This is a genomic window from Catenibacterium sp. CAG:290, assembly GCF_000437715.1.
GTDB lineage: Bacteria > Bacillota_I > Bacilli_A > Erysipelotrichales > Coprobacillaceae > Catenibacterium > Catenibacterium mitsuoka_A.
This window is the reverse complement of the sequence record NZ_FR898764.1, coordinates 1-19,367: the sequence shown is the minus strand read 5'-3', so window position 1 is coordinate 19,367 and position 19,367 is coordinate 1. Positions and strand designations below refer to the sequence as shown.

The following is a 19,367-nucleotide window of genomic DNA, read 5'->3' as shown; positions in this document are numbered from 1 at the left end:
TTTGACAACTAGGAGGTCATTTCATATTATCTAATATAAGCTGTTTTTATTCTGATATATACCAATTAAAGTATCACCCTGAATCATCTTCAAGATACGAATCATATCACTTTGAGATACGCTGATACATCCAGCTGTTGCCCCACCAGTTGAACAATGTAGGAAAATAGCACTACCAGCACCAGGCGTACAAGCCGTATTGTAGTTAAGAGCTATCGCATATCTATACGCTGTTGGATAACTAATCAGATGCTCAGCACTGCTCCATTGTATACCTGTCTGGCTTGCATCTACGAGCTTGTTGTAATAAGAACTATTGACATCATCAACCCAATAGTGATTATTGTTGACTTGAAGCCATCTTCTAGATGTACCAGGATTACCTGCTACACCAAAAGCCTGTCCAAAACTATAGATACCTCTTGGGGTCTTTCCATCACCCTCACGCTTATTTCCTGTGATACCATTTCTGCCTACTCTTGCTGAGCAGCTTAATGTTTCTGTCCACACACCATTATGTTTCGTATGTACTGTCAAAGTGGCATAACTACCACCATCACCAATAACAGTAATAGCTTGTGTTGTTTGATGTGATATAGACATATTTGCGACAAAACTTTGATTTACAGGCTGTGACTGTGAAGAGGCAGAAGAATTCTGATCTAATACACCATGATCAATGTAGTAATAACCACCTGCATGATAAGCTAAACCTGTATAGTTCCAATCAAGAACACCGCCTCTAATATAATACCATGTACCAAAGTACTGGAATAAATCAGTAAAGTTCCAGTTTAACTTACCATTTTCTACATAGTACCAAGTACCATAGTATTGAGTGAGATTTGTGAAGTTCCAATCTAACTGTCCATTCACAACCATATACCACGTACTATAATACTGTGTTAAACCTGTATAGTTCCAATCAAGTTTACCATGATCTAGATAATACCATCCACCACAGTGAGAAGCCAAACCTGTATAATTCCAGTCTAATACACCATTTCTGACACCATACCATGTACCATAATAATAAACTAAATCAGTAAAATTCCAATTTAACTTACCATTTTCTACATAGTACCAAGTACCATAGTATTCTGTAAGGTTATTAAAATTCCAATCTACTTGACCATTAGTAACCATATACCAATCATCATAATACTTAGTTAATCCTGTATAATCCCAATTGATCTTACCATGGTCTACATAATACCAAGTACCACAATGTTGTGTTAAACCTGTATAATTCCAATCAAGAACACCATTCTTTACATAGTACCAAGTACCAAAGTAATATGTTACATCGTTGAATTTCCAGTCTAACTGTCCATTCACGACCATATACCATGTACTATAGTACTTTGTCAGGCCTGTATAACCCCAGTTAAGAATACCGTTCTCAACATAGTACCATCTACCTTCATACTGAACTAAACCAGTATAATCAGTCTTTAATTTACCTTTTTCTAATAAGAACCATGTACCATCAACATATGTTAAACCATTCTTACTCGTATCAAGAGAGCCTTTACGGATGTAGTATAAAACACCATCTGTTTTGCAGGCACCTGTATAGTCCCAGTTGATCTGACCTTTTTCAACATAGAAATAGCCACCACAATGTTCTACTACACCTGTATAAGTCCAGTCAATTGTACCGTTTTCTACAAAGTACCATCCACCACAGTGGAAAATAACATCTCTTGTTTCTTCATTTAAGCGACCTTGATCAATGTAATACCAAGTGCCATCAATGTAGACTACATCAGTCAATGTTGTATCAACAGTCCCATTCTGTACATAATACTTTTTACCTTCGTATTCAGCTAACCCTTTAAAGTCTTTATCTACTTCTCCATTTGAATAATAGACAAACTGGTTATCTTCATAGACAAGTCCTGACTTTGATGTAACAACATCTTCTGTAGTTGCATCATCTACTGCATATACAGCATTACTCAAAGCAAGAGGTACCTGAATAACCATAAAAGATAAAATTAAGCCTAATAATAACTTACTTAGTTTCTTCATGAAATGTCGCCTCCTTTCTTCATACTAGGATTATCATCTCATAATCATTTTACCCTTATAGTACGATATAATCAATTATTTGTATTAGATGGTATTTTTATTATATTTAATGTTCAGATACTCCTCTAAACATATCCCTTTACTCATTATTTCTACTGCACCATCCTTGCCTAAATAACGAGATATCTTATTATAACAAGCCTAGTACCAATAAATATTTATCACTTCAAATTTCATTGCGCAAAAAAACTGACCTTTTATGGTCAGTTTAGTCTCTTTTTCTACAAATAATATGGATTGGAGTTCCTTCAAATCCAAAACGATCTCTTAAGCAGTTTTCTAGATAACGCTTATATGAGAAATGCATGAACTTAGGATCATTTACAAATAATACAAATGTTGGTGGCTGTACTGCAACCTGGTTGGCATAATAAATCTTAAGTCTTCCACCTTCAAATGTAGTTGTAGGGTTCATTGCCTGAGCATCTACAATAACATCATTTAATACACTTGTAGTCACACGTTTATGAGCATTCATATAAGCTTCTACAATCAAATCAAATAATGTATTAATACGCTGTTTCTTTAAAGCACTAACAAAGGCAATACGTGCATAGTCAAGATACTTGAACTGTTCTCTTAAAGTCTTTTCCATCTTAGCCATTGTCTTTTCATCTTTAGTGACAGCATCCCACTTATTAACAACTAAAACAACAGATTTACCTAATTCATGTGCATAACCAGCTACATGCTTATCCTGTTCAATAATACCTCTTTCACCATCGACAACACAAAGAATAACATCACTCTGTTCTACAGCCTTTAAAGCACGTAGTACTGAATATTTTTCAATATTCTCATAGACTTTACCTTTTTTACGCATGCCTGCTGTATCGATGATTCTATACTTATAACCATCTTTTTCAAATGCTGTATCAATAGCATCTCTTGTTGTTCCTTCAATATTAGAAACAATAACACGGTCTTCACCTAGGATTGCATTAGTCAAAGAAGATTTACCTACATTTGGTCTACCAATAATAGACACCTTGATTTCATCTTCTTCAAATTCATCTTCTTCATCTGGAAGTACTCTAATGACTTCATCAAGAAGATCCCCTACACCAATACCATGAGCACTTGATACAGGAATTGGTTCACCAATACCTAAGCTATAGAAATCATAAATATTGTCTCTAAATGCGACATCATCAATCTTATTCACAGCTAAAAGTACAGGTTTACCTGACTTCTGAAGCATTCTTGCAACAAAGTTATCTTCACTTGTTAAACCTTCACGTCCATTAACTACAAAGATAATAACATCAGCTTCTTCAATCGCAATCTCAGCCTGAGTCTTGATCTGTTCTCTAAAATCAGCATTCTTTAATTCAATACCACCGGTATCAATAATTCTAAATTCTTTTGTAAGCCAGCTTGCTTTCGCATAAATACGGTCTCTTGTAACACCTGGTACGTCTTCTACAATAGAAACACGTTCACCAACAATACGGTTAAATAATGTAGACTTCCCTACATTTGCACGACCTACAATCGCAACAATACCTTTTTTCATATTTCGCCTCCTTATTGAGTCTTTTCTTCAACTAAATTCATAATATGAGCAACAACTTCATCAATAGTCATATCTGAAGTATCAATTTCAATCGCATCATCTGCTTTCTTCAATGGAGAAATCTCACGTGTCATATCTGCTTCATCACGTGCAGCCACTTCCTTCTTGATTTCATCAAGATCAGAATTCAATCCACGACTTAAGTTTTCATTATGACGACGTAAAGCACGACATTCAATAGATGCTACCTGGTAAATTTTTAATTCTGCATTTGGTAATACGACAGTTCCAATATCTCTACCATCAAGAATAACGCCACCTTCTTTGGCCATTTCTCTTTGTTGTGCTACTAAATATGTTCTTACCTTAGAATAAGCAGAAACAATAGATGCACCTGCACTAATTTCATTGACACGAATATCTGCAGTTACATCACGATCATTTAAATAGACAGTGTTATCAGGCATCAATTTAATCTTGATTTCTGGTAATAAACGACAGACAGCATTTTCATCATGAAAATCAACGCCTTTAACAAGTGCATAATATGCCACACAACGATACATTGCGCCTGTATCAATATAAGTATAACCTAGATTATTTGCAACTCTTTTAGCAATCGTAGACTTACCTGCAGCTGCAGGTCCATCAATCGCAATAGCAATTTTCTTCATTCTAAAATCCCCCTAAATATTCAGAAAAGTCATAACAATAAATACAATCACCGCAACAACAAGTAATCCTACTACACCATTTAAGATCTTTGTAAGTTTAGAATCTTCTTGTTTTTCAGGTAATGGTGCTCTTTTTTGTGCATGTCTTCTCTCATGCTCAGCGTGTGTTGTAGTTCTTACTACTGGTTCAGTTTTTACTGGTTCACGATGTGGTATTTCTTCGCTATACTTTCTAAAAGCTTCAACATCTTCTTCAGGTGACATTGCAGCAAGCTTATCCATCAAACTACCGCCTTTTACTGCATGTCCTCTTCTTAACTCAGACGTATGATAATCACAGATGGTATCCTGTGAAGAAGCATCCTCTTTCATTGCATTCAAAATATCAAGACGTGTATCAGAACGTGTTCTAGTCACATCACGTTCTTCATGTAATGATTCAAATGGATTGCTTTCATATTTGAGTGTCTCGTATGTCTTTGGTTCTAGACTTTCATGATGATTTGATTTTGGAATAAATGATAAGAAATCATCATCACTATCATCCTCTTCGCGAGGTACATAACTCGTATCATCATCAATATTGTTACGTAAATCTTTATACTTAGACATTCTTGTCTGTTCTGACATATAATTTCACCACCTAATCGTATCTATTATAGCATACCTATAAAATTAAGAAAATAACTTTCAAAAAACCTCATAATCCGTTATAATAGATGTATATGAAATAAGGAGGATATGTAAATGAAAGTTAAAGTTAATGAAGGCTGCTTAGGTTGCGGTGCTTGCACAGGAATTTGTCCAGACGTTTTCGAATTAGATGACGAAGGATTAGCAAAGGTAATCGTTGAAGAAACTGAAGATCCAGCTGTTCAGGATGCTATCGATGGCTGCCCAGTTGGCGTAATTGAAGCTGAATAATAAAGCAAGAGGATGCGATGCATCCTCTTTTATTTTTTGTTTGCGTTCTTCTTTTTTAAAGCCATAGTACGTAATACATTAACTTCTTTAGGCTTTAAACGACGATAAGTACCAGGAGTTAATCCCTTTAAGTCGATTGGACCAATCATAATTCTTCTTAAACGCTTAACAGGATGTCCTACTTCTTCAAACATCTTCTTGATCTGTCTGTTCTTACCTTCTACTAAACGGATCATCAACATAGTTGTACCATGTTCTTCATCATTTCCAGTAATCGCAATTTCACAAGGTAATGTTTTAACACCTTCTAGATAGATTCCTTTTTCTAGCTGGTTCTTTTCAGCCTTAGTAAGCAATCCCTTAACAGATACTTCATATACCTTTTCTAAATGGCTAGATGGATGCATAATAAGGTTCGCAAATTCACCATCATTTGTCATAAATAAAGCACCTGTTGTATCATAGTCAAGTCTTCCTACTGGATAAACTCTTTCATTACTATCACTAAAATAATCTGCTACACATGTACGATCATGTTCATCACTCATAGTACATACGCATTTTTCTGGTTTATAAAATAAATAATAAACTTTATCTTCTTTATTAATAATTTTTCCATTGACACAGATTGTATCTTTTTTAGTGACTTTAGTACCAAGCACTGTTACCACTTCACCATTCACAGTGACTTTACCCTGCTGAATAAGTTCTTCTGCTTTACGACGTGAAGTATAACCACTCTGTGCAATGACTTTTTGTAATCTTTCTTCCATTGTTCCACCCTTTCTTTTCCATTAAATAATCTACATGAAATCGTCCTTAAATTCAACAAAATATTCATCATAATCATGATGTCTATTAATCATCTTGATTGTATCATCAAGTCCATGATCTTTTAAATAGACAAGCATGAAACGAAGTAAGGCACGTGTTTCAGGATGTAATATATATGAATATTGTCCTGATTCATAGTATTGTAGAGGAAAGGCATCTGTATAATTCTTTCCTTCATAAATCTTACTTGCTGCAACTCTATCACAGAACATCTCTAGTACATAATTATAAGGCATTTTGGCAGGTACTTGCCCTTTTCTAGTAAAATCCACCCAATATTCCCAATGATGTTTATTACGGCCTTTATGATGAAGCCAGGCTGTTGAGTAGCCTTTCTCATTTCTTTCAGCACTATTAGGAGAATAAGTACCCTTATAATACTTGATTCCTGTAATAAATTCAGTAGGAGTATATTTAGATAAGTCGTGTAATAAGCCTTGCTTATATAAATGTACTTTAAAGCATAGCTTGCCTACTAATATCTTATGTTTTGTGATTGTTTTAAAATGTCCCCATATATGCACTGTATTTTCCTCATTTCTGTGTGTTTATCACTATAACATAAAATCATTCTTAAGTATATGTCTTTTCTTTTTAGAATTCAATGTTATAATGGTAGAGAATTGGAGGTAGAACTATGGCATTTCACATTGAAATAGAAACAAATATTGATGATGCTTCACTTGATGTAGAAAGCTGTGAGGAGGTCATTACTTTCTTAGAGAATTCCTACAAAAATGTGAGAGCAGAAATATATAGTTACTGCTTAGGTATGCGTACTTTAAGATATGCATTAATAAGTATTGTCGTATTAGGTATCCTTTTCTTTATTAGTCATTCTAAGTTATTCTTATTTGGAATGCCAATCGTGACACTCTTGATCATGCTTGGTACCATTTCTCTTGCAGAATCAACTTCTGTGGCAGTAAAGAAACAGGTTAAAGAAAAGATAGAGTATTATAAACGTCGTTTAAAACTATTAAAAGAATGTAAACTATAAAAAAAGTCAGAAACTAATTCGTTTCTGGCTTTTCTTCTACCTTTTCCTGATATTTTGTATTGAAGATATCTTCTTCATCAAATTCAGATTCAATTTCTTTAAGTTCTGGTAATTCATCCAAGCTTTTTAAGTTAAAAGCATCCATGAATTCATCAGTAACACCATATAAGACTGGTTTACCTGGTGAATCATCACGTCCTACTTCTTTAATAAGGGCTTGTGCTAAAAGCTTACGAATCATTGATTCACAGCCTACACCACGTATTTCTTCAATACGAATTCTAGTAACAGGCTGATAATAAGCCACAATAGCTAATGTTTCTAAGGCTGATTTAGATAGTTTTCTACCACTTGTAGTCATCATCTTCTTATAATAGACATCATGCTGAGGCAATGTTACCATCTTATAAGTACCACCAAAATCACATATATCTACACCCTTAACTGTTTTAGAAGCATAAAGAGAGAGTAATTCATCCATCAATTCATATGCTTCTTTCTTAGTGATTTCTAATGCTTCTGCAACATCTTTAATTGTAACACCTTCATCACCATAGATATAAAGCATACCTTCTATGACTGATAAATACTCATTCTTGTCCATAGCTTGTTCCTTTCAAATAAATCTTTTCAAAATTACCACTTTGAGTAATCAATAACTCACTGTTTTTCACTAAGACTAGAATAGAAAGGAATGTGACTATCGCAAAATAGCGGTCTCCTTCATCAAACAAGTCTTCAAAATCAACAGTTTTATCTTTATGACGTAAGAAATAGCTTCTGATCTGTTCAGTTCTTTCATCAATAGATATTTCTACACGTGCAATCTTTGATTCAAGGGGCTGGAGTAATGCACGTCTTTGCATGACTCTTTGCATTGCCTTGATGAGATCATATACTTCCATTCCCTCAGGAATAGTTTCTTCACCACTAGGAAGATATTCTTCAAGTGCTGAAGGTATTTTAGAATGCATTGTCTGACGTTTATCATAAGAAGCTTCAAAGGCTTCTAAGATACCGTTAATACGGTTCTTTTCAATCAGTCTTTCAATCATTCTTTTTCTTTCTGCTTCATAATCATCTTCTTCATCTATTTCTGGCTTAGGAAGTAATAGTTTACTTTTCATTTCAATAAGCCAGGCTGCCATAACTAAATATTCAGAGACAGCTTCTAAGAGTGAAGGATCCATTGTTTGAATATAAGCGAGATACTGGTCACATACAGCCGCTACATCAAGATCAAGAAGATCCATGTCATGTTCTTTTATTAGATGAAGCAAAAGATCAAGCGGCCCAGTAAACTGGTCTACAGTGACCTGGTATTCCATATCTTTACTCCTATTTATATAATTTATCCATCTGTTTCAATAATGGGAATCCAATAATGATTTCTAATGGAATAATAAAGCATGCCTTAATCACACGAATACTTACAGATACCACAAATGGAATGCCATACATGATCTGTAGCCAGAAAGGTATTAAGCAGAATGTAATTGCAAGTTCTACTAGAATAACACTTAATAGCCAAGTACCAAATAATGACACATCATTGTCTTTCATATTCTTTGTGCGTTTCAACATGAACAAGATAAAACCTATAGAGGCAATAAGGCAGAGTCCAATCATAACACCTTTTTGTAAGAATGTTAATGTATAAGTGACTTTACCGATAGAGATTGTTTTTTGTAAAGCAACAAAAAGCGATCCTGCTCCACCAAATAATGCAATCATGAGACATACAATCTTACTGAATCGTTTTCCATCTACATTCTTTACTTTTACAGCAATCAGTGATGGGATTAAACCAATCAGTACCTGATTGAGTGTAAATCCAAAAAATGGGAATCCTGTTGGGGATATCACTAAGCCAAGTAAATCAGTAATTAAACCAATGAGATAAGCATAGCTTGGTGAAAGAATCACACCTGCTAACATAACAGGAATATATTCAAAACCAATCTTTAAGCTTTCAGCACCAAATAACGGTACCATAATAGTAAGTCTCTTCAAAATCAATGTGATGATAATAATTAAAGCACTAAATGCGAGCTTTTTGGTATTTCTTCTTTCTAATGGGTAAAACTTAAAACAGTAAATACCAAGTAATACTAAAATACATACAATAATAATTTGAATCATTTTTTAAATGCTACAATAAACAAATGTTTCTGTTTCAACCTATCGCTAGTCCACAGACGTTAATTCCGATCATCTCTGACCGTACACTTGCCTTCTTATAGGCTCCTCCTTTTCTTTTTTTAACAGTTATTACGGTCCTCGCCTTTAATAAAAGCGATAATGTTTTCACGTACTTCAAGAATCAAACGATGTCTTGCTTCTACTGAACCCCATGCAACATGTGGTGTGAAAACGACCTTTTGAGGATCAACACTATATAAAGGACTTGTTGAAGGAAGTGGTTCTTTTTCAAATACATCTAAACCTGCTCCAGCAATAAGGTTATTATTTAATGCATCACTTAATGCTTCTTCATCGATAATAGGACCACGTCCTACATTAATGAGATAAGCTGTATCTTTCATCTTCTTGAAAGCTTCTGCATTAAATAAATGTTCTGTCTCTTTTGTAAGAGGTGAATGAATAGAAATAATGTCACTTGTTTTAAGTAATGTATCAAAATCCACCTGCTTGAAGTGTTCATCCTGATGATGTCCAGTTGTAGAATAATACTGCACCTGACATCCTAATGCTTCCGCAATACGTGCAACGCGCTGACCGATTGCGCCTAGACCAACAATTCCCCAAGTCATAGTAGATAGTTCATGAAACGAGTAACCAAAGAATGAAAAGACCTTATCCTTTTCATATTGATGTGATTTTACATAACTATCATAGCGTGATGTATGTTCAATAAGTTCTAGACATAATGCAAGAGTAAGCTGGGCAACAGCTTCAGTAGAATATCCTTTCACGTTGGCTACTCGAATTCCCTTTTCTTTTGCATAATCCAAATCCACATTGTTTGTACCAGTGGCTGTTACAGCAATCATCTTAAGATATGGACAGCGGTCAATTTCTACTTTTCTAAACAGATTCTTATTTGTAATAACAATATCTGCATCCTTACAAAGAGAAATAACATCTAACTGGTCTACATTTTCATGATAAGTCACTCTTCCAAGATCATCAAAGATATGTGTATCCACATCTTTTCCAAGTGTTTCTACCTGCAAGAAGACAATACGAAGTTCCTGATGTAATAAATCAAGAATTTCTTCTTTTGTATGGTCCTGCATCATCTTACCAAAAATAATACATTCATTAAAGTCTAAAACTTCAGCTTCGTGTAATTTCCCACAAACTTTTCCATCAATCATCTCATATGTGAGCATTCCACCCATCATGGCCATTCCTAATGCTTTAGAAGTAATGCCTTCATCATCATTTACGGCCTCTAGAATCACTTCTTTAAAATGTGGATCTGCTTCAATTGATGCTTCAATAACATCTTTTAATGTATCATGCTTTAAAATTTCTTTTCTAAATGCATCATGATAAATAAAAGGTAATACAATGTCATAAAGTTCCATAGGAACAGGTTTTGCATATCCCTTTGAGAAGTTATATAAAATCGCAATCCCTAATCGCTCATCTTTCATTTTATCAACTAATTTCATTCATCTTCCTCCATTAAATATACTTCAACACGTTGTCTTTCTGCTTTCTTTTTATCATCATAGAAGATCAGACATGTTTTCATCTTCTTATCCATATAATCATAACGTAATACATTATAAGAATAGTAATGACTTTCACTTTCTTTTAAGCCACCTGTTGCACTTCCTGCTGAGATATAGTATGTACCTTTTTTATTCATGAAATAAGGCACATGCTTATGACCATGAAGCACATATTTAATATGACGCTGTGTGAGCCATGTGGCAAACATTTCTGCATCTACAAGTGCCTTAGATTTATCCAATATACTTCCAAATATAGATTTTTCACGCCATTGTATTTTTAAGAAGTCTGACTTAGAGACTTTAAATACATGATGATGTAGTAAGACCACAATCGTATAATCTTCTAGATTTTCTATACCTGCAAGTTCTGAGTCTATTTGATCTAATTGTCTTCTTGTGATCATTCCTCTAGCTAAATTACCACCAGCATTAGAATCTATCTTTACAAGTACAATCTTATCTTTTTCTATAACCTTGATCTTTTCACCTAGTAAATAGGCTATGACTTTTGTACGTTGTCTTCCACCAATACTCAAGCCTTTTACTATCATATCATGGTTACCTAACACAAAGGTGATATCTGCCTTATATCTCTTTCTAATCATTGTCATAAAGCCATTGGCCTGATACATATTCTTTGTATTAGGAGAGTTCATAAGATCTCCTGTAATAAAGACCTGCTTTTGATGAGAACTCTGTGCATATTGATCACATTCATCTAATGAATCTAGTAAATTAGAGACTGCTTTCAGCTTCTTTTTAGGACCTAGATGTAAATCAGATAAATGATAAATAAATGAAGAATGACTTTCTTTATTAAACATTGTCTTCTCATCAATTCTCTTTTGTAATGCCTTTGCCTGAGAAATACTATGTAATGGGTAAAAGGATGCATGTTTAGAATTAAATATGAGTCCTCCAGGCCATTCATCTGCATAAAATAAAGCTTCAAGTAGTCCAGGGAATGGGTCTAAGAAAGACAAGTCTTCCTGCTTAAAAGGTTTGCTTATTGTAAAGATATAGTCCACCCCTGTAAAAGAATAGTCTTTAATTTCTTTATTAATACCAGGAATAAGAAATAAGAAAATCTTATCTTCAAGGAAAGAACGGATACGTTGTAAACCTTCTTGCAAATTAGTATGTGTCAGCATGGATATATCCTTGATTGTCATACCAGGACGAATCATGCTGAATGAATACTCATCAATCATATCGAGTTCTCTTATTTCTATATGATGATCTCTTAACCACTGTCGATAATCATTAAAAGATTGGTAATCCAATAAAGCACGAGAAAAAGCACGGTCATGATGATAAATCATATTAAAAAAAGCATTAATACCACTAAATTCATCCATAATAGTACTTCCTTTAAGAAAAAAGACCACATATGTGGTCTTTTAGAATTTTAAGTTACGTGGTGTACGTGGGAATGGTTCTACATCTCTGATGTTAGCCATACCAGTTAAATACATTAAGAAACGGTCAAAACCTAAGCCGAATCCAGCATGCTTACATCCACCAAAGCGGCGTAAATCCATATACCACTGTAGTGTTTCTTTGTTCATGCCCTTTTCATCCATAAGCTTTTCAAGAACATCATAACGTTCTTCTCTTTGTGAACCACCAACTAATTCACCGATGCCAGGCACTAATAAGTCACAAGCTGCAACTGTCTTGTTGTCATCATTTAAACGCATATAGAATGCTTTGATTTCTTTTGGATAATCTGTTAAGAATACAGGACCACCTACAACTTCTTCACAGATATAACGTTCATGTTCAGCATTTAAATCAATACCCCATTCAACCTTGTTGTCAAACTTCACATCAGCTTTTAATAGATGATCAATAGCTTCTGTATAAGTCATACGTGCAAAGTGAGAATCTCTAACCTTTGTGATACGGTTGATACAGTCATGGTCAACCATCTGTTCAAAGAATTTCATTTCTTCTGGAGCATTATCTAAGCAGTACTGAATACAGTATTTAACCATTTCTTCAATTAAACACATATCATCTTCAAGATCAGCAAATGCGATTTCTGGTTCTACCATCCAGAATTCACTGGCATGTCTTGATGTATTTGAGTTTTCAGCTCTAAATGCAGGACCGAAAGTATATACATCTCTAAATGCCATTGCGAATGCTTCTACATGTAACTGTCCTGTTACTGTTAAGTAAGCTTCTTTTTCAAAGAAATCCTTAGAGAAATCAGTATCATCGATAGTTGTGACTCTAAACATTTCTCCAGCACCTTCACCGTCATTAGATGTAATGATTGGTGTATGTACATAGACGAATCCCTGATCCTGGAAGAACTCATGAATAGCCATAGATAATACAGATCTTAATCTGAAGATAGCATAGAATGAGTTTGCTCTTGGTCTTAAATGAGGGATTTCTCTCATAAATTCAAAAGAGTGTCTCTTCTTCTGTAATGGGTAATCACTATCACAGTCACCTTCAAGAATAATTTCAGTGGCTTCTACTTCAAATGGCTGCTTTGCATCAGGTGTTAATTTTAACTTACCTAATACATGAATAGCTGAACCAGTTGCGATATGTGAAACTTCATCGAAGTTCTTTAATTTTTCTTCTAAATAAACAACCTGACAATTTCTAAAATAAGAACCATCATTTAATGCGATGAATCCTAGTTTACCACTATCTCTATTTGTTCTTACCCATCCTTCTAATTCTACATACTCTACGTTATCTGTTTCTACTGCGTTATCTGCACGACAGATTTCATAAAGTTCTCTTACTGTCATAAATTCAAACATCCTTCTTACTCCTTTGTATTTGATTTCATTTTTAATTCTAATTCTTGTATTGCGACAACAACATCCACATTCTGTACCTCTACTCCCTGAGGCACAATAAAATGAGAGTGGGTGAAGTCTACAATGCCTTTAATCCCTAATGCTACTAAGCGGTCCACCATTTCCTGTACATTATCAGAAATTGCGAGAATCGCAATCTTACAGTCCTTAGGAAATGTTTTTTCCAAATCATCACTCTTATGAATCTTGACACCAAAACGTTCACCTTCAATATTAGCATCTTTATCATAAGCACAGACAATCTGTCCCACTGTATATTTCCAGCGGTTATATTTCAAAATAGCTGATCCTAAGTTACCTACACCAATGAGAATAATAGGTTCATCAAGTCCTAAACCTAAGAAATCACTGAGCGTTTCAATCATCTCTTTTGTATCATAACCATAGCCTCTTTTACCAAGTGTATTCTTCTGAGGCAAAAAGCCAAAATCACGACGAATAGTCGTATCCTGGATATGAGTAACTTCTGCAAGTTCACTCGATAAGAAGTTTTCTTTACCTTCATGTCCCATAACTCTTAAAGCCTTCAAATAAACAGGAAAACGTGTCATCGTCGCACGTGAAATTTTCTGTTTCTTTTCATTACTCATAGTTGTCTCCTACACTTTCCGCCTCTAAGTCATAATCCGGCTTAACAGATAAGTCCAAAGGGGCAAACATATTATATTTATACATAATACTTGCAGCAGATGCAATCATTGCTGCATTATCTGTACAATACTTCAATGGTGGAAAAATAACAGGAATATCACTTGTACTCATTTTTTCTCTGAGACCTTTGTTCGCACTTACACCACCTGCTACAATAATCTGCTTTACACCAAGATCATGAGCAGCAGCTAAAGCTTTAGAAGCAATCGTATCCATAGCCACATCCTGGAATGAGCAGGCTAAGTCATTGCCATTGATTTCCTCTCCTCTTTGGTCTGCATTATGCTTTAAGTTGATGACAGCGCTCTTTAAGCCACTGAAGCTAAAGTTATAGCTTCCATCATCAAGTGGTTTTGGAAGTGTATAGCTATGAGTTCCCTCATGTGCCATTTTATCTAATACAGGTCCTCCAGGATATGGAAGATGTAGAACACGTCCTACCTTGTCATAGGCTTCACCAATTGCATCATCAAATGTTGTACCGATGACCTCAAAAGAGAATTCCTTTTTCATATAAACAAGTTCTGTGTGTCCTCCTGAAACAACTAATGCCATTGCAGGATATTCAATATCATTGACGAGTTCATTGGCATAAATATGCCCCGCAATATGATGTACACCAATAAGTGGTTTATTTAAATAAATAGCGAGTGTCTTAGCTTCCTGCATCCCAACATGTAAAGAACCTACAAGTCCTGGTCCTTTAGTGACTGCAATTGCATCAATCTCCTCAATAGAGATATCTGCCTGGCTAAGTGCTTCCTTTAAAACAGTGCTGACACATTCAACATGCTTACGACTGGCAATTTCTGGTACAACCCCACCATATTGTTTATGGATATCAATCTGTGATGCAACAACATGACTTAATAACTCTTTTCCATCCTTAAGGATTGCAACACTCATTTCATCACAGCTTGATTCAATAGCAAGAATAACAGCCATTATTTTTCCTCCTTTCTTACCATGAGATAGGCATCCTCATGGTCTGCATAATAATCTTTACGTATAGCACATATCTCATAGCCATACTTCTTATATAAACGAATCGCACGTTCATTTGATACACGTACTTCCAAACTATAATTCATACATCCTTTATTATGTCCTTCTTTTAATCCATAATCCATCAATAACTTAGAAAGGCCTTTTCCCTGATAATTTGGATCAATACCAATTGTAGTCAATTCACAGTTTTCATAAGCATACCAGAATCCTGCATAACCAACAATTTTATCATCTACAAGAACATAATAATGAGCATAATCATTTGTTTTTAGTTCATGAAGAAAATCTTCTTTAGACCAGGCAGGGGTAAATAATAACCCTTCTAGTCTTTCAATTTCATCAAGATCTTCTTCCTGCATTTCTCTTAATAACATGCTTTCTTAGCCTCAACATCTTTAATATAAGTTGGTACTAATAGATCAACATTCTTGATTGGATCAGCCATCTGACCTAATGCATAAATATTAGCACAAAGATCACATTCTTTTTCATCTAATCCAAGACATCCTACTTCACCCACAAGTTCAAAGTCTTCATATTCAGCACGTAAGTGGGCAAAGTCTTCTAAAGTCACGACCTGTTCCTTAATTAAAGGAAGACCATTTTCATAAACACCAACAAAGACCTTATGTCCTCTTGCATCAATAACACTTAATGCCTGATTCATACCAGCATAAGCAGCTAAAGAACTGACTGATTTAATTCTTACATCAGATACTGCAGCAAGTGTCTTGGCGATAGTCATTGCGACTCTAACACCTGTATAAGAGCCAGGTCCTGATGTGATAATCATTTCATTGACATCCTTTAATGCAATATGATGACGATCAAGCACTTCCTTTAATGTAGGAATTGCTTTTTCTGATTGTCTTCTAGAACCTTTTTCCTGGAAGGCTTCTAGACACACATTATCTTGATATAAGCCTACAGCTAAATAACTATTTGATGTATCCATCACTAAACTAATCATGCGTAACCTCCCTCACATAGTTCTCATATTTTTCACCGATAGGGTGAAGCTTTAAAGAACGTGTTTCATCTTCATTCTTTATTATTTCTATTTCTAATCTTTCTTCTGGAATAATGTCTTCAATAAACTGTGGCCATTCAATCACACATAAGCCATCATCTTCAAACATCTCTTCAAACCCCAGATCATCATCTGCCCCTTCTAGGCGATATGCATCAAAATGATAAAGGGTCATACGTCCAGAATAAACCTTCACAATAGTAAAAGTTGGAGAATTGATGATCTTCTTGATTTCAAGTCCCTGTCCTATTCCTTTTGTGAATGTAGTCTTACCAGCCCCTAAATCACCTGTTAATGTGATAATAGAATGGGGAAAGATTGTTTCTCCAATACGTTTACCAAAAGCAATCATTTCAGCTTCATTTTTTAAGTTTATCATTTTTAGTTCCTCTATTTTTCATCATCTGCTGATACTTATTATACCACTCCTGAGCAAATCCTGCACGAAAAGGACCAGATGCATTCATCGTCATCACAATCAAACGATTGAGCTGTTCATGGAATATCTCATCTAATTCATCTGAATATTGATATTTAATACGATGAGCCGCATATTCACCTTCATCTAAGACCTTATAACGATAGCCAGGCCATACCTTTAAATCAAGGTCATAATCAATATATTTAAGTGCTTCTCCATCATATAATATAGGAGAGGCAATATTACAATAATAATAGATACCATCACTTCTAATCATACAAATTACATTATACCATCTATCCTTAGGAAAATAACAGATAGCTGGTTCTTTAGTGACCCAGGAACGACCATCTGATTCTGTAACTAATGTATTATTATTTATACCGATAAAATGGCGATCTGTTTCTTCTAATATCTTACAGCGTGACCACGTACGATGTGGTTTACCGTCATGTTTATAGCAATGGATGAGCACATCCTGCCCCACTAATGAATTCTTCATAATCAAACCTCTTTCAACCTATCGAATATCATAGCAAAAAACAGGTGAAATGTACATAAACCTCACCTGTTTTTTCCTAAATAAAGCCTTTTTAAGTTATTGTTTTGTTTTTATATAAAAAAAACAGTGGTCTCCCACTGTTAAATAGCCTTAAATGCTTTCTGAAGTTTTGGATAAATAAGTGCAAATACTACATAAGTTAAAATAAGTGTACCTACATTATAACCAATGTTGTATAAGAATGAATAAACCCAAGGGTTCATGTTCTTAGGTGCATAGCTTGCAAATAATACAGCACCAGATAATAAATGTGAAATGAACTTAAGGATCATTCCTACGAATATTCCTGTATAAACTTCAGTCTTACCTGATTTAAAATTAGGAATAAAGCCTGCAATACCAAGTGCTGATAATGGTACAAGATAGTCTAACACAACAGACCAAGGTCCATAATATAAAGCAAGACCTAATACAAACTGCATAGCAGTGGCACCAACACCTACAATAATTCCATACTGTGCACCCATTAAATAGCTTGCAAGTACGATTGGTAATAAACTTAAAGTAATAGAACCACCCTGTGGCTGTCCTGGAATCACCTTAAATAGTACTTCTAGAACTAACTGCATAGCGATAAATAACGCAACATAAGCAATTGCTCGAGTGGATAATGTCTTCTTATTCATTTATAAATCTCCCCTTTCTAATGACTAAGATGACGCAAAGAAGTCACTAAAAAAGTACGGCCTCTCTACGCTGGTATTACCCAGATCAGATGCTAAGGGACAAGGCTTTCACCTATCTCAGCAATAAATGCGCCCCTGGCAGTAATGATTATATTACAGAACATTCTTTTTGTCACGTAATCTAAATTTATAGTAGAAATGTTAGGGGTTTCTGTTTATAATAGGGGTGTTTAGGAGGATATAAGCATGTCAAAAGTTTTAGCAGTTAACTGTGGAAGTTCTTCATTGAAGTTCCAGTTATTTGAAATGAATACTGAAAGTGTTATCACTTCTGGTATTATTGAAAGAATCGGTATGGAAGATTCAATCTTCACTATCAAGTATAATGGTACTAAAGATAAGAAGGTCTTTGCAGTTCCTACTCACAAGGAAGCAGTACAAGTATTACTTGATACATTAATTGAAAAGAAGATTGTTGAACATTTAGATGAAATCAAGGGTATTGGTCATCGTGTTGTACAAGGTGGTCCTTATTTTGATGGGTCTTGTGTTGTAGATGATGATGTGATCGCTAAGATTGATGAATTATCACCACTTGCACCACTTCATAACCCTGCACATATTATTGGTATCAAAGCATTCAAGGAAGCTATTCCTACTGCAGGTGCTGTTGTAGTATTCGATACAGCATTCCATCACTCTATTAAGCTTGAAAACGCAGTTTACCCAATCCCATATAAGTTCTATGAAGAAAACAAGATTAGAAAATATGGTGCACATGGTACTTCTCATTACTATGTATCAAAGCGTACTCAGGAATTATTAGGCAACCCTGAACATGCTAATATTATTGTATGTCATTTAGGTGCAGGTGCTTCACTTTGTGCTGTAAAGGATGGTAAATCTATTGATACTTCAATGGGTCTTACACCTCTTGCTGGTGTCATGATGGCAACTCGTTCTGGTGATATTGATGCATCTGTTGTAGACCACTTAATTGAAAATCTTGGATATGATATGAAGACTGTATTCAAGATGTTGAATAAGGAATCTGGTTTATTAGGTGTATCTGGAGTGTCTGGTGATATGAGAGATATCATTGATGCAAAAGATGCTGGTAACCAAAGAGCCGAATTAGCTTTTAACATGTTTAGAAAACGTGTTGCTGATTATATTGGTTCTTATTTTGTAGAACTTGGACATGTTGATGCAATTTCATTCACAGCAGGTATTGGTGAAAACAGCTTTATCGCAAGAGAAGCAATTATTAATCTAATAAAAGAAGCATTAGGCATCGTATTAGATGATAAGGCTAATGTAGAAGGTCATGGTGAAAGATTAATTTCTGCACCTGAATCTAAGATCAAGGTATTCGTAGTACCAACTGATGAAGAATTAGTGATTGCAAGAGATACAAAAGAATTATTAAACTTATAAAGGTAATTTAAAATAACTAGGGGTTTCCTAAATTTTA

22 protein-coding genes and 1 riboswitch are annotated in these 19,367 nt (G+C 34.7%); of the genes, 3 read left to right on the top strand and 19 right to left on the bottom strand.

Translation table 11 applies throughout. From position 1 onward, the window contains the following. Positions 1 to 30: 30 nt before the first annotated feature. The 4 genes from QVO42_RS00615 to QVO42_RS00600 all read right to left on the bottom strand — a co-directional run bounded on the left by QVO42_RS00615 (position 31) and on the right by QVO42_RS00600 (position 4,914). The gene (locus tag QVO42_RS00615; protein ID WP_022424259.1) at positions 31 to 2,034 is read right to left on the bottom strand and encodes a L,D-transpeptidase family protein; all 2,004 of its coding nucleotides are present in this window, start codon (positions 2,032 to 2,034) and stop codon (positions 31 to 33) included. A 268-nt stretch (positions 2,035 to 2,302) separates the two neighbouring features. Continuing rightward, positions 2,303 to 3,610 (bottom strand): ribosome biogenesis GTPase Der, encoded by a 1,308-nt coding sequence (gene der, locus QVO42_RS00610; RefSeq protein ID WP_022424258.1) that lies wholly within the window; start codon positions 3,608 to 3,610, stop codon positions 2,303 to 2,305. An 11-nt stretch (positions 3,611 to 3,621) separates the two neighbouring features. After that, a complete protein-coding gene (cmk, locus tag QVO42_RS00605; protein ID WP_022424257.1) occupies positions 3,622 to 4,284 on the bottom strand; it encodes a (d)CMP kinase in 663 nt (220 codons plus the stop codon). Positions 4,285 to 4,296: 12 nt separating this feature from the next. Beyond that, the gene (locus QVO42_RS00600; protein WP_022424256.1) at positions 4,297 to 4,914 is read right to left on the bottom strand and encodes a hypothetical protein; all 618 of its coding nucleotides are present in this window, start codon (positions 4,912 to 4,914) and stop codon (positions 4,297 to 4,299) included. A 117-nt stretch (positions 4,915 to 5,031) separates the two neighbouring features. Between QVO42_RS00600 and QVO42_RS00595 the strand changes: the two genes are divergently transcribed. Beyond that, positions 5,032 to 5,208 carry a ferredoxin gene (locus QVO42_RS00595; RefSeq protein WP_022424255.1) on the top strand — a complete coding sequence of 59 codons (177 nt, stop codon included), beginning with the start codon at positions 5,032 to 5,034 and terminating at the stop codon, positions 5,206 to 5,208. 29 nt (positions 5,209 to 5,237) lie between these two features. Here the strand turns inward: QVO42_RS00595 and QVO42_RS00590 are convergent, their stop codons facing one another. Beyond that, on the bottom strand, positions 5,238 to 5,981 hold the full coding sequence (locus tag QVO42_RS00590; protein WP_022424254.1) for a pseudouridine synthase: 744 nt from the start codon (positions 5,979 to 5,981) through the stop codon (positions 5,238 to 5,240). A gap of 30 nt (positions 5,982 to 6,011) precedes the next feature. Then, positions 6,012 to 6,566 (bottom strand): DUF5662 family protein, encoded by a 555-nt coding sequence (locus QVO42_RS00585; protein WP_022424253.1) that lies wholly within the window; start codon positions 6,564 to 6,566, stop codon positions 6,012 to 6,014. A gap of 113 nt (positions 6,567 to 6,679) precedes the next feature. On the opposite strand from QVO42_RS00585, the gene QVO42_RS00580 reads away from it, so the two are divergent. Then, positions 6,680 to 7,042: a hypothetical protein gene (locus QVO42_RS00580; protein ID WP_022424252.1), complete on the top strand. Its 363-nt coding sequence runs from the start codon at positions 6,680 to 6,682 to the stop codon at positions 7,040 to 7,042. A 13-nt stretch (positions 7,043 to 7,055) separates the two neighbouring features. Here the strand turns inward: QVO42_RS00580 and scpB are convergent, their stop codons facing one another. The 13 genes from scpB to QVO42_RS00515 form a co-directional block, all read right to left on the bottom strand. Further along, positions 7,056 to 7,646, bottom strand: a complete 591-nt coding sequence (scpB, locus tag QVO42_RS00575; RefSeq protein WP_006506915.1) for an SMC-Scp complex subunit ScpB — start codon at positions 7,644 to 7,646, stop codon at positions 7,056 to 7,058. Then, positions 7,633 to 8,370: a segregation and condensation protein A gene (locus QVO42_RS00570; RefSeq protein WP_022424251.1), complete on the bottom strand. Its 738-nt coding sequence runs from the start codon at positions 8,368 to 8,370 to the stop codon at positions 7,633 to 7,635. The genes scpB and QVO42_RS00570 overlap by 14 nt, the downstream gene beginning before the upstream one ends. A 10-nt stretch (positions 8,371 to 8,380) precedes the next feature. Next, positions 8,381 to 9,184: a folate family ECF transporter S component gene (locus tag QVO42_RS00565; RefSeq protein WP_022424250.1), complete on the bottom strand. Its 804-nt coding sequence runs from the start codon at positions 9,182 to 9,184 to the stop codon at positions 8,381 to 8,383. Between the two features lie 119 nt (positions 9,185 to 9,303). Then, positions 9,304 to 10,683 (bottom strand): NAD(P)-dependent oxidoreductase, encoded by a 1,380-nt coding sequence (locus tag QVO42_RS00560; protein ID WP_022424249.1) that lies wholly within the window; start codon positions 10,681 to 10,683, stop codon positions 9,304 to 9,306. Further along, positions 10,680 to 12,107, bottom strand: a complete 1,428-nt coding sequence (locus QVO42_RS00555) for a metallophosphoesterase family protein (protein WP_022424248.1) — start codon at positions 12,105 to 12,107, stop codon at positions 10,680 to 10,682. Before QVO42_RS00555 ends, QVO42_RS00560 begins: the two co-directional genes overlap by 4 nt. A gap of 42 nt (positions 12,108 to 12,149) precedes the next feature. Beyond that, the gene (gene asnS, locus QVO42_RS00550; protein ID WP_006506920.1) at positions 12,150 to 13,535 is read right to left on the bottom strand and encodes an asparagine--tRNA ligase; all 1,386 of its coding nucleotides are present in this window, start codon (positions 13,533 to 13,535) and stop codon (positions 12,150 to 12,152) included. Positions 13,536 to 13,540: 5 nt separating this feature from the next. Next, entirely contained in the window at positions 13,541 to 14,185 is a 645-nt protein-coding gene (locus QVO42_RS00545; RefSeq protein ID WP_022424247.1) for a redox-sensing transcriptional repressor Rex, read from the bottom strand. After that, positions 14,178 to 15,191, bottom strand: coding sequence for a tRNA (adenosine(37)-N6)-threonylcarbamoyltransferase complex transferase subunit TsaD (gene tsaD, locus QVO42_RS00540; RefSeq protein ID WP_022424246.1), 1,014 nt, complete (start codon positions 15,189 to 15,191; stop codon positions 14,178 to 14,180). The genes QVO42_RS00545 and tsaD overlap by 8 nt, the downstream gene beginning before the upstream one ends. Continuing rightward, positions 15,191 to 15,628, bottom strand: a complete 438-nt coding sequence (rimI, locus tag QVO42_RS00535; RefSeq protein ID WP_022424245.1) for a ribosomal protein S18-alanine N-acetyltransferase — start codon at positions 15,626 to 15,628, stop codon at positions 15,191 to 15,193. The genes tsaD and rimI overlap by 1 nt, the downstream gene beginning before the upstream one ends. Then, positions 15,619 to 16,224 carry a tRNA (adenosine(37)-N6)-threonylcarbamoyltransferase complex dimerization subunit type 1 TsaB gene (gene tsaB / locus QVO42_RS00530; RefSeq protein WP_022424244.1) on the bottom strand — a complete coding sequence of 202 codons (606 nt, stop codon included), beginning with the start codon at positions 16,222 to 16,224 and terminating at the stop codon, positions 15,619 to 15,621. Before tsaB ends, rimI begins: the two co-directional genes overlap by 10 nt. Next, complete coding sequence (tsaE, locus tag QVO42_RS00525; protein WP_006506925.1) at positions 16,217 to 16,663, bottom strand: tRNA (adenosine(37)-N6)-threonylcarbamoyltransferase complex ATPase subunit type 1 TsaE; 447 nt, start codon at positions 16,661 to 16,663, stop codon at positions 16,217 to 16,219. The genes tsaB and tsaE overlap by 8 nt, the downstream gene beginning before the upstream one ends. Beyond that, entirely contained in the window at positions 16,644 to 17,207 is a 564-nt protein-coding gene (locus QVO42_RS00520) for a DUF402 domain-containing protein (protein ID WP_006506926.1), read from the bottom strand. The genes tsaE and QVO42_RS00520 overlap by 20 nt, the downstream gene beginning before the upstream one ends. 140 nt (positions 17,208 to 17,347) lie before the next feature. Further along, positions 17,348 to 17,893 (bottom strand): energy-coupled thiamine transporter ThiT, encoded by a 546-nt coding sequence (locus QVO42_RS00515; protein ID WP_022424243.1) that lies wholly within the window; start codon positions 17,891 to 17,893, stop codon positions 17,348 to 17,350. 45 nt (positions 17,894 to 17,938) lie between these two features. Continuing rightward, positions 17,939 to 18,040, bottom strand: a riboswitch (TPP riboswitch). A 99-nt stretch (positions 18,041 to 18,139) separates the two neighbouring features. Here QVO42_RS00515 and QVO42_RS00510 point away from each other — a divergent pair. Next, a complete protein-coding gene (locus QVO42_RS00510) occupies positions 18,140 to 19,330 on the top strand; it encodes an acetate/propionate family kinase (RefSeq protein ID WP_022424242.1) in 1,191 nt (396 codons plus the stop codon). Positions 19,331 to 19,367: the final 37 nt, after the last annotated feature.

Excerpts from the sequence above, each read along its gene's own strand:
- rimI (WP_022424245.1), bottom strand. The coding sequence starts at position 15,628 with ATGTTATTAAGAGAAATGCAGGAAGAAGATCTTGATGAAATTGAAAGA.
- QVO42_RS00600 (WP_022424256.1), bottom strand. The coding sequence starts at position 4,914 with ATGTCAGAACAGACAAGAATGTCTAAGTATAAAGATTTACGTAACAAT.
- tsaB (WP_022424244.1), bottom strand. The coding sequence starts at position 16,224 with ATGATTAGTTTAGTGATGGATACATCAAATAGTTATTTAGCTGTAGGC.
- tsaE (WP_006506925.1), bottom strand. The coding sequence starts at position 16,663 with ATGATAAACTTAAAAAATGAAGCTGAAATGATTGCTTTTGGTAAACGT.
- QVO42_RS00545 (WP_022424247.1), bottom strand. The coding sequence starts at position 14,185 with ATGAGTAATGAAAAGAAACAGAAAATTTCACGTGCGACGATGACACGT.
- der (WP_022424258.1), bottom strand. The coding sequence starts at position 3,610 with ATGAAAAAAGGTATTGTTGCGATTGTAGGTCGTGCAAATGTAGGGAAG.
- QVO42_RS00560 (WP_022424249.1), bottom strand. The coding sequence starts at position 10,683 with ATGAAATTAGTTGATAAAATGAAAGATGAGCGATTAGGGATTGCGATT.
- QVO42_RS00555 (WP_022424248.1), bottom strand. The coding sequence starts at position 12,107 with ATGGATGAATTTAGTGGTATTAATGCTTTTTTTAATATGATTTATCAT.
- asnS (WP_006506920.1), bottom strand. The coding sequence starts at position 13,535 with ATGTTTGAATTTATGACAGTAAGAGAACTTTATGAAATCTGTCGTGCA.
- cmk (WP_022424257.1), bottom strand. The coding sequence starts at position 4,284 with ATGAAGAAAATTGCTATTGCGATTGATGGACCTGCAGCTGCAGGTAAG.
- QVO42_RS00510 (WP_022424242.1), top strand. The coding sequence starts at position 18,140 with ATGTCAAAAGTTTTAGCAGTTAACTGTGGAAGTTCTTCATTGAAGTTC.
- QVO42_RS00595 (WP_022424255.1), top strand. The coding sequence starts at position 5,032 with ATGAAAGTTAAAGTTAATGAAGGCTGCTTAGGTTGCGGTGCTTGCACA.
- QVO42_RS00615 (WP_022424259.1), bottom strand. The coding sequence starts at position 2,034 with ATGAAGAAACTAAGTAAGTTATTATTAGGCTTAATTTTATCTTTTATG.
- QVO42_RS00520 (WP_006506926.1), bottom strand. The coding sequence starts at position 17,207 with ATGAAGAATTCATTAGTGGGGCAGGATGTGCTCATCCATTGCTATAAA.
- scpB (WP_006506915.1), bottom strand. The coding sequence starts at position 7,646 with ATGGACAAGAATGAGTATTTATCAGTCATAGAAGGTATGCTTTATATC.
- QVO42_RS00580 (WP_022424252.1), top strand. The coding sequence starts at position 6,680 with ATGGCATTTCACATTGAAATAGAAACAAATATTGATGATGCTTCACTT.
- QVO42_RS00565 (WP_022424250.1), bottom strand. The coding sequence starts at position 9,184 with ATGATTCAAATTATTATTGTATGTATTTTAGTATTACTTGGTATTTAC.
- tsaD (WP_022424246.1), bottom strand. The coding sequence starts at position 15,191 with ATGGCTGTTATTCTTGCTATTGAATCAAGCTGTGATGAAATGAGTGTT.
- QVO42_RS00515 (WP_022424243.1), bottom strand. The coding sequence starts at position 17,893 with ATGAATAAGAAGACATTATCCACTCGAGCAATTGCTTATGTTGCGTTA.
- QVO42_RS00590 (WP_022424254.1), bottom strand. The coding sequence starts at position 5,981 with ATGGAAGAAAGATTACAAAAAGTCATTGCACAGAGTGGTTATACTTCA.
- QVO42_RS00570 (WP_022424251.1), bottom strand. The coding sequence starts at position 8,370 with ATGGAATACCAGGTCACTGTAGACCAGTTTACTGGGCCGCTTGATCTT.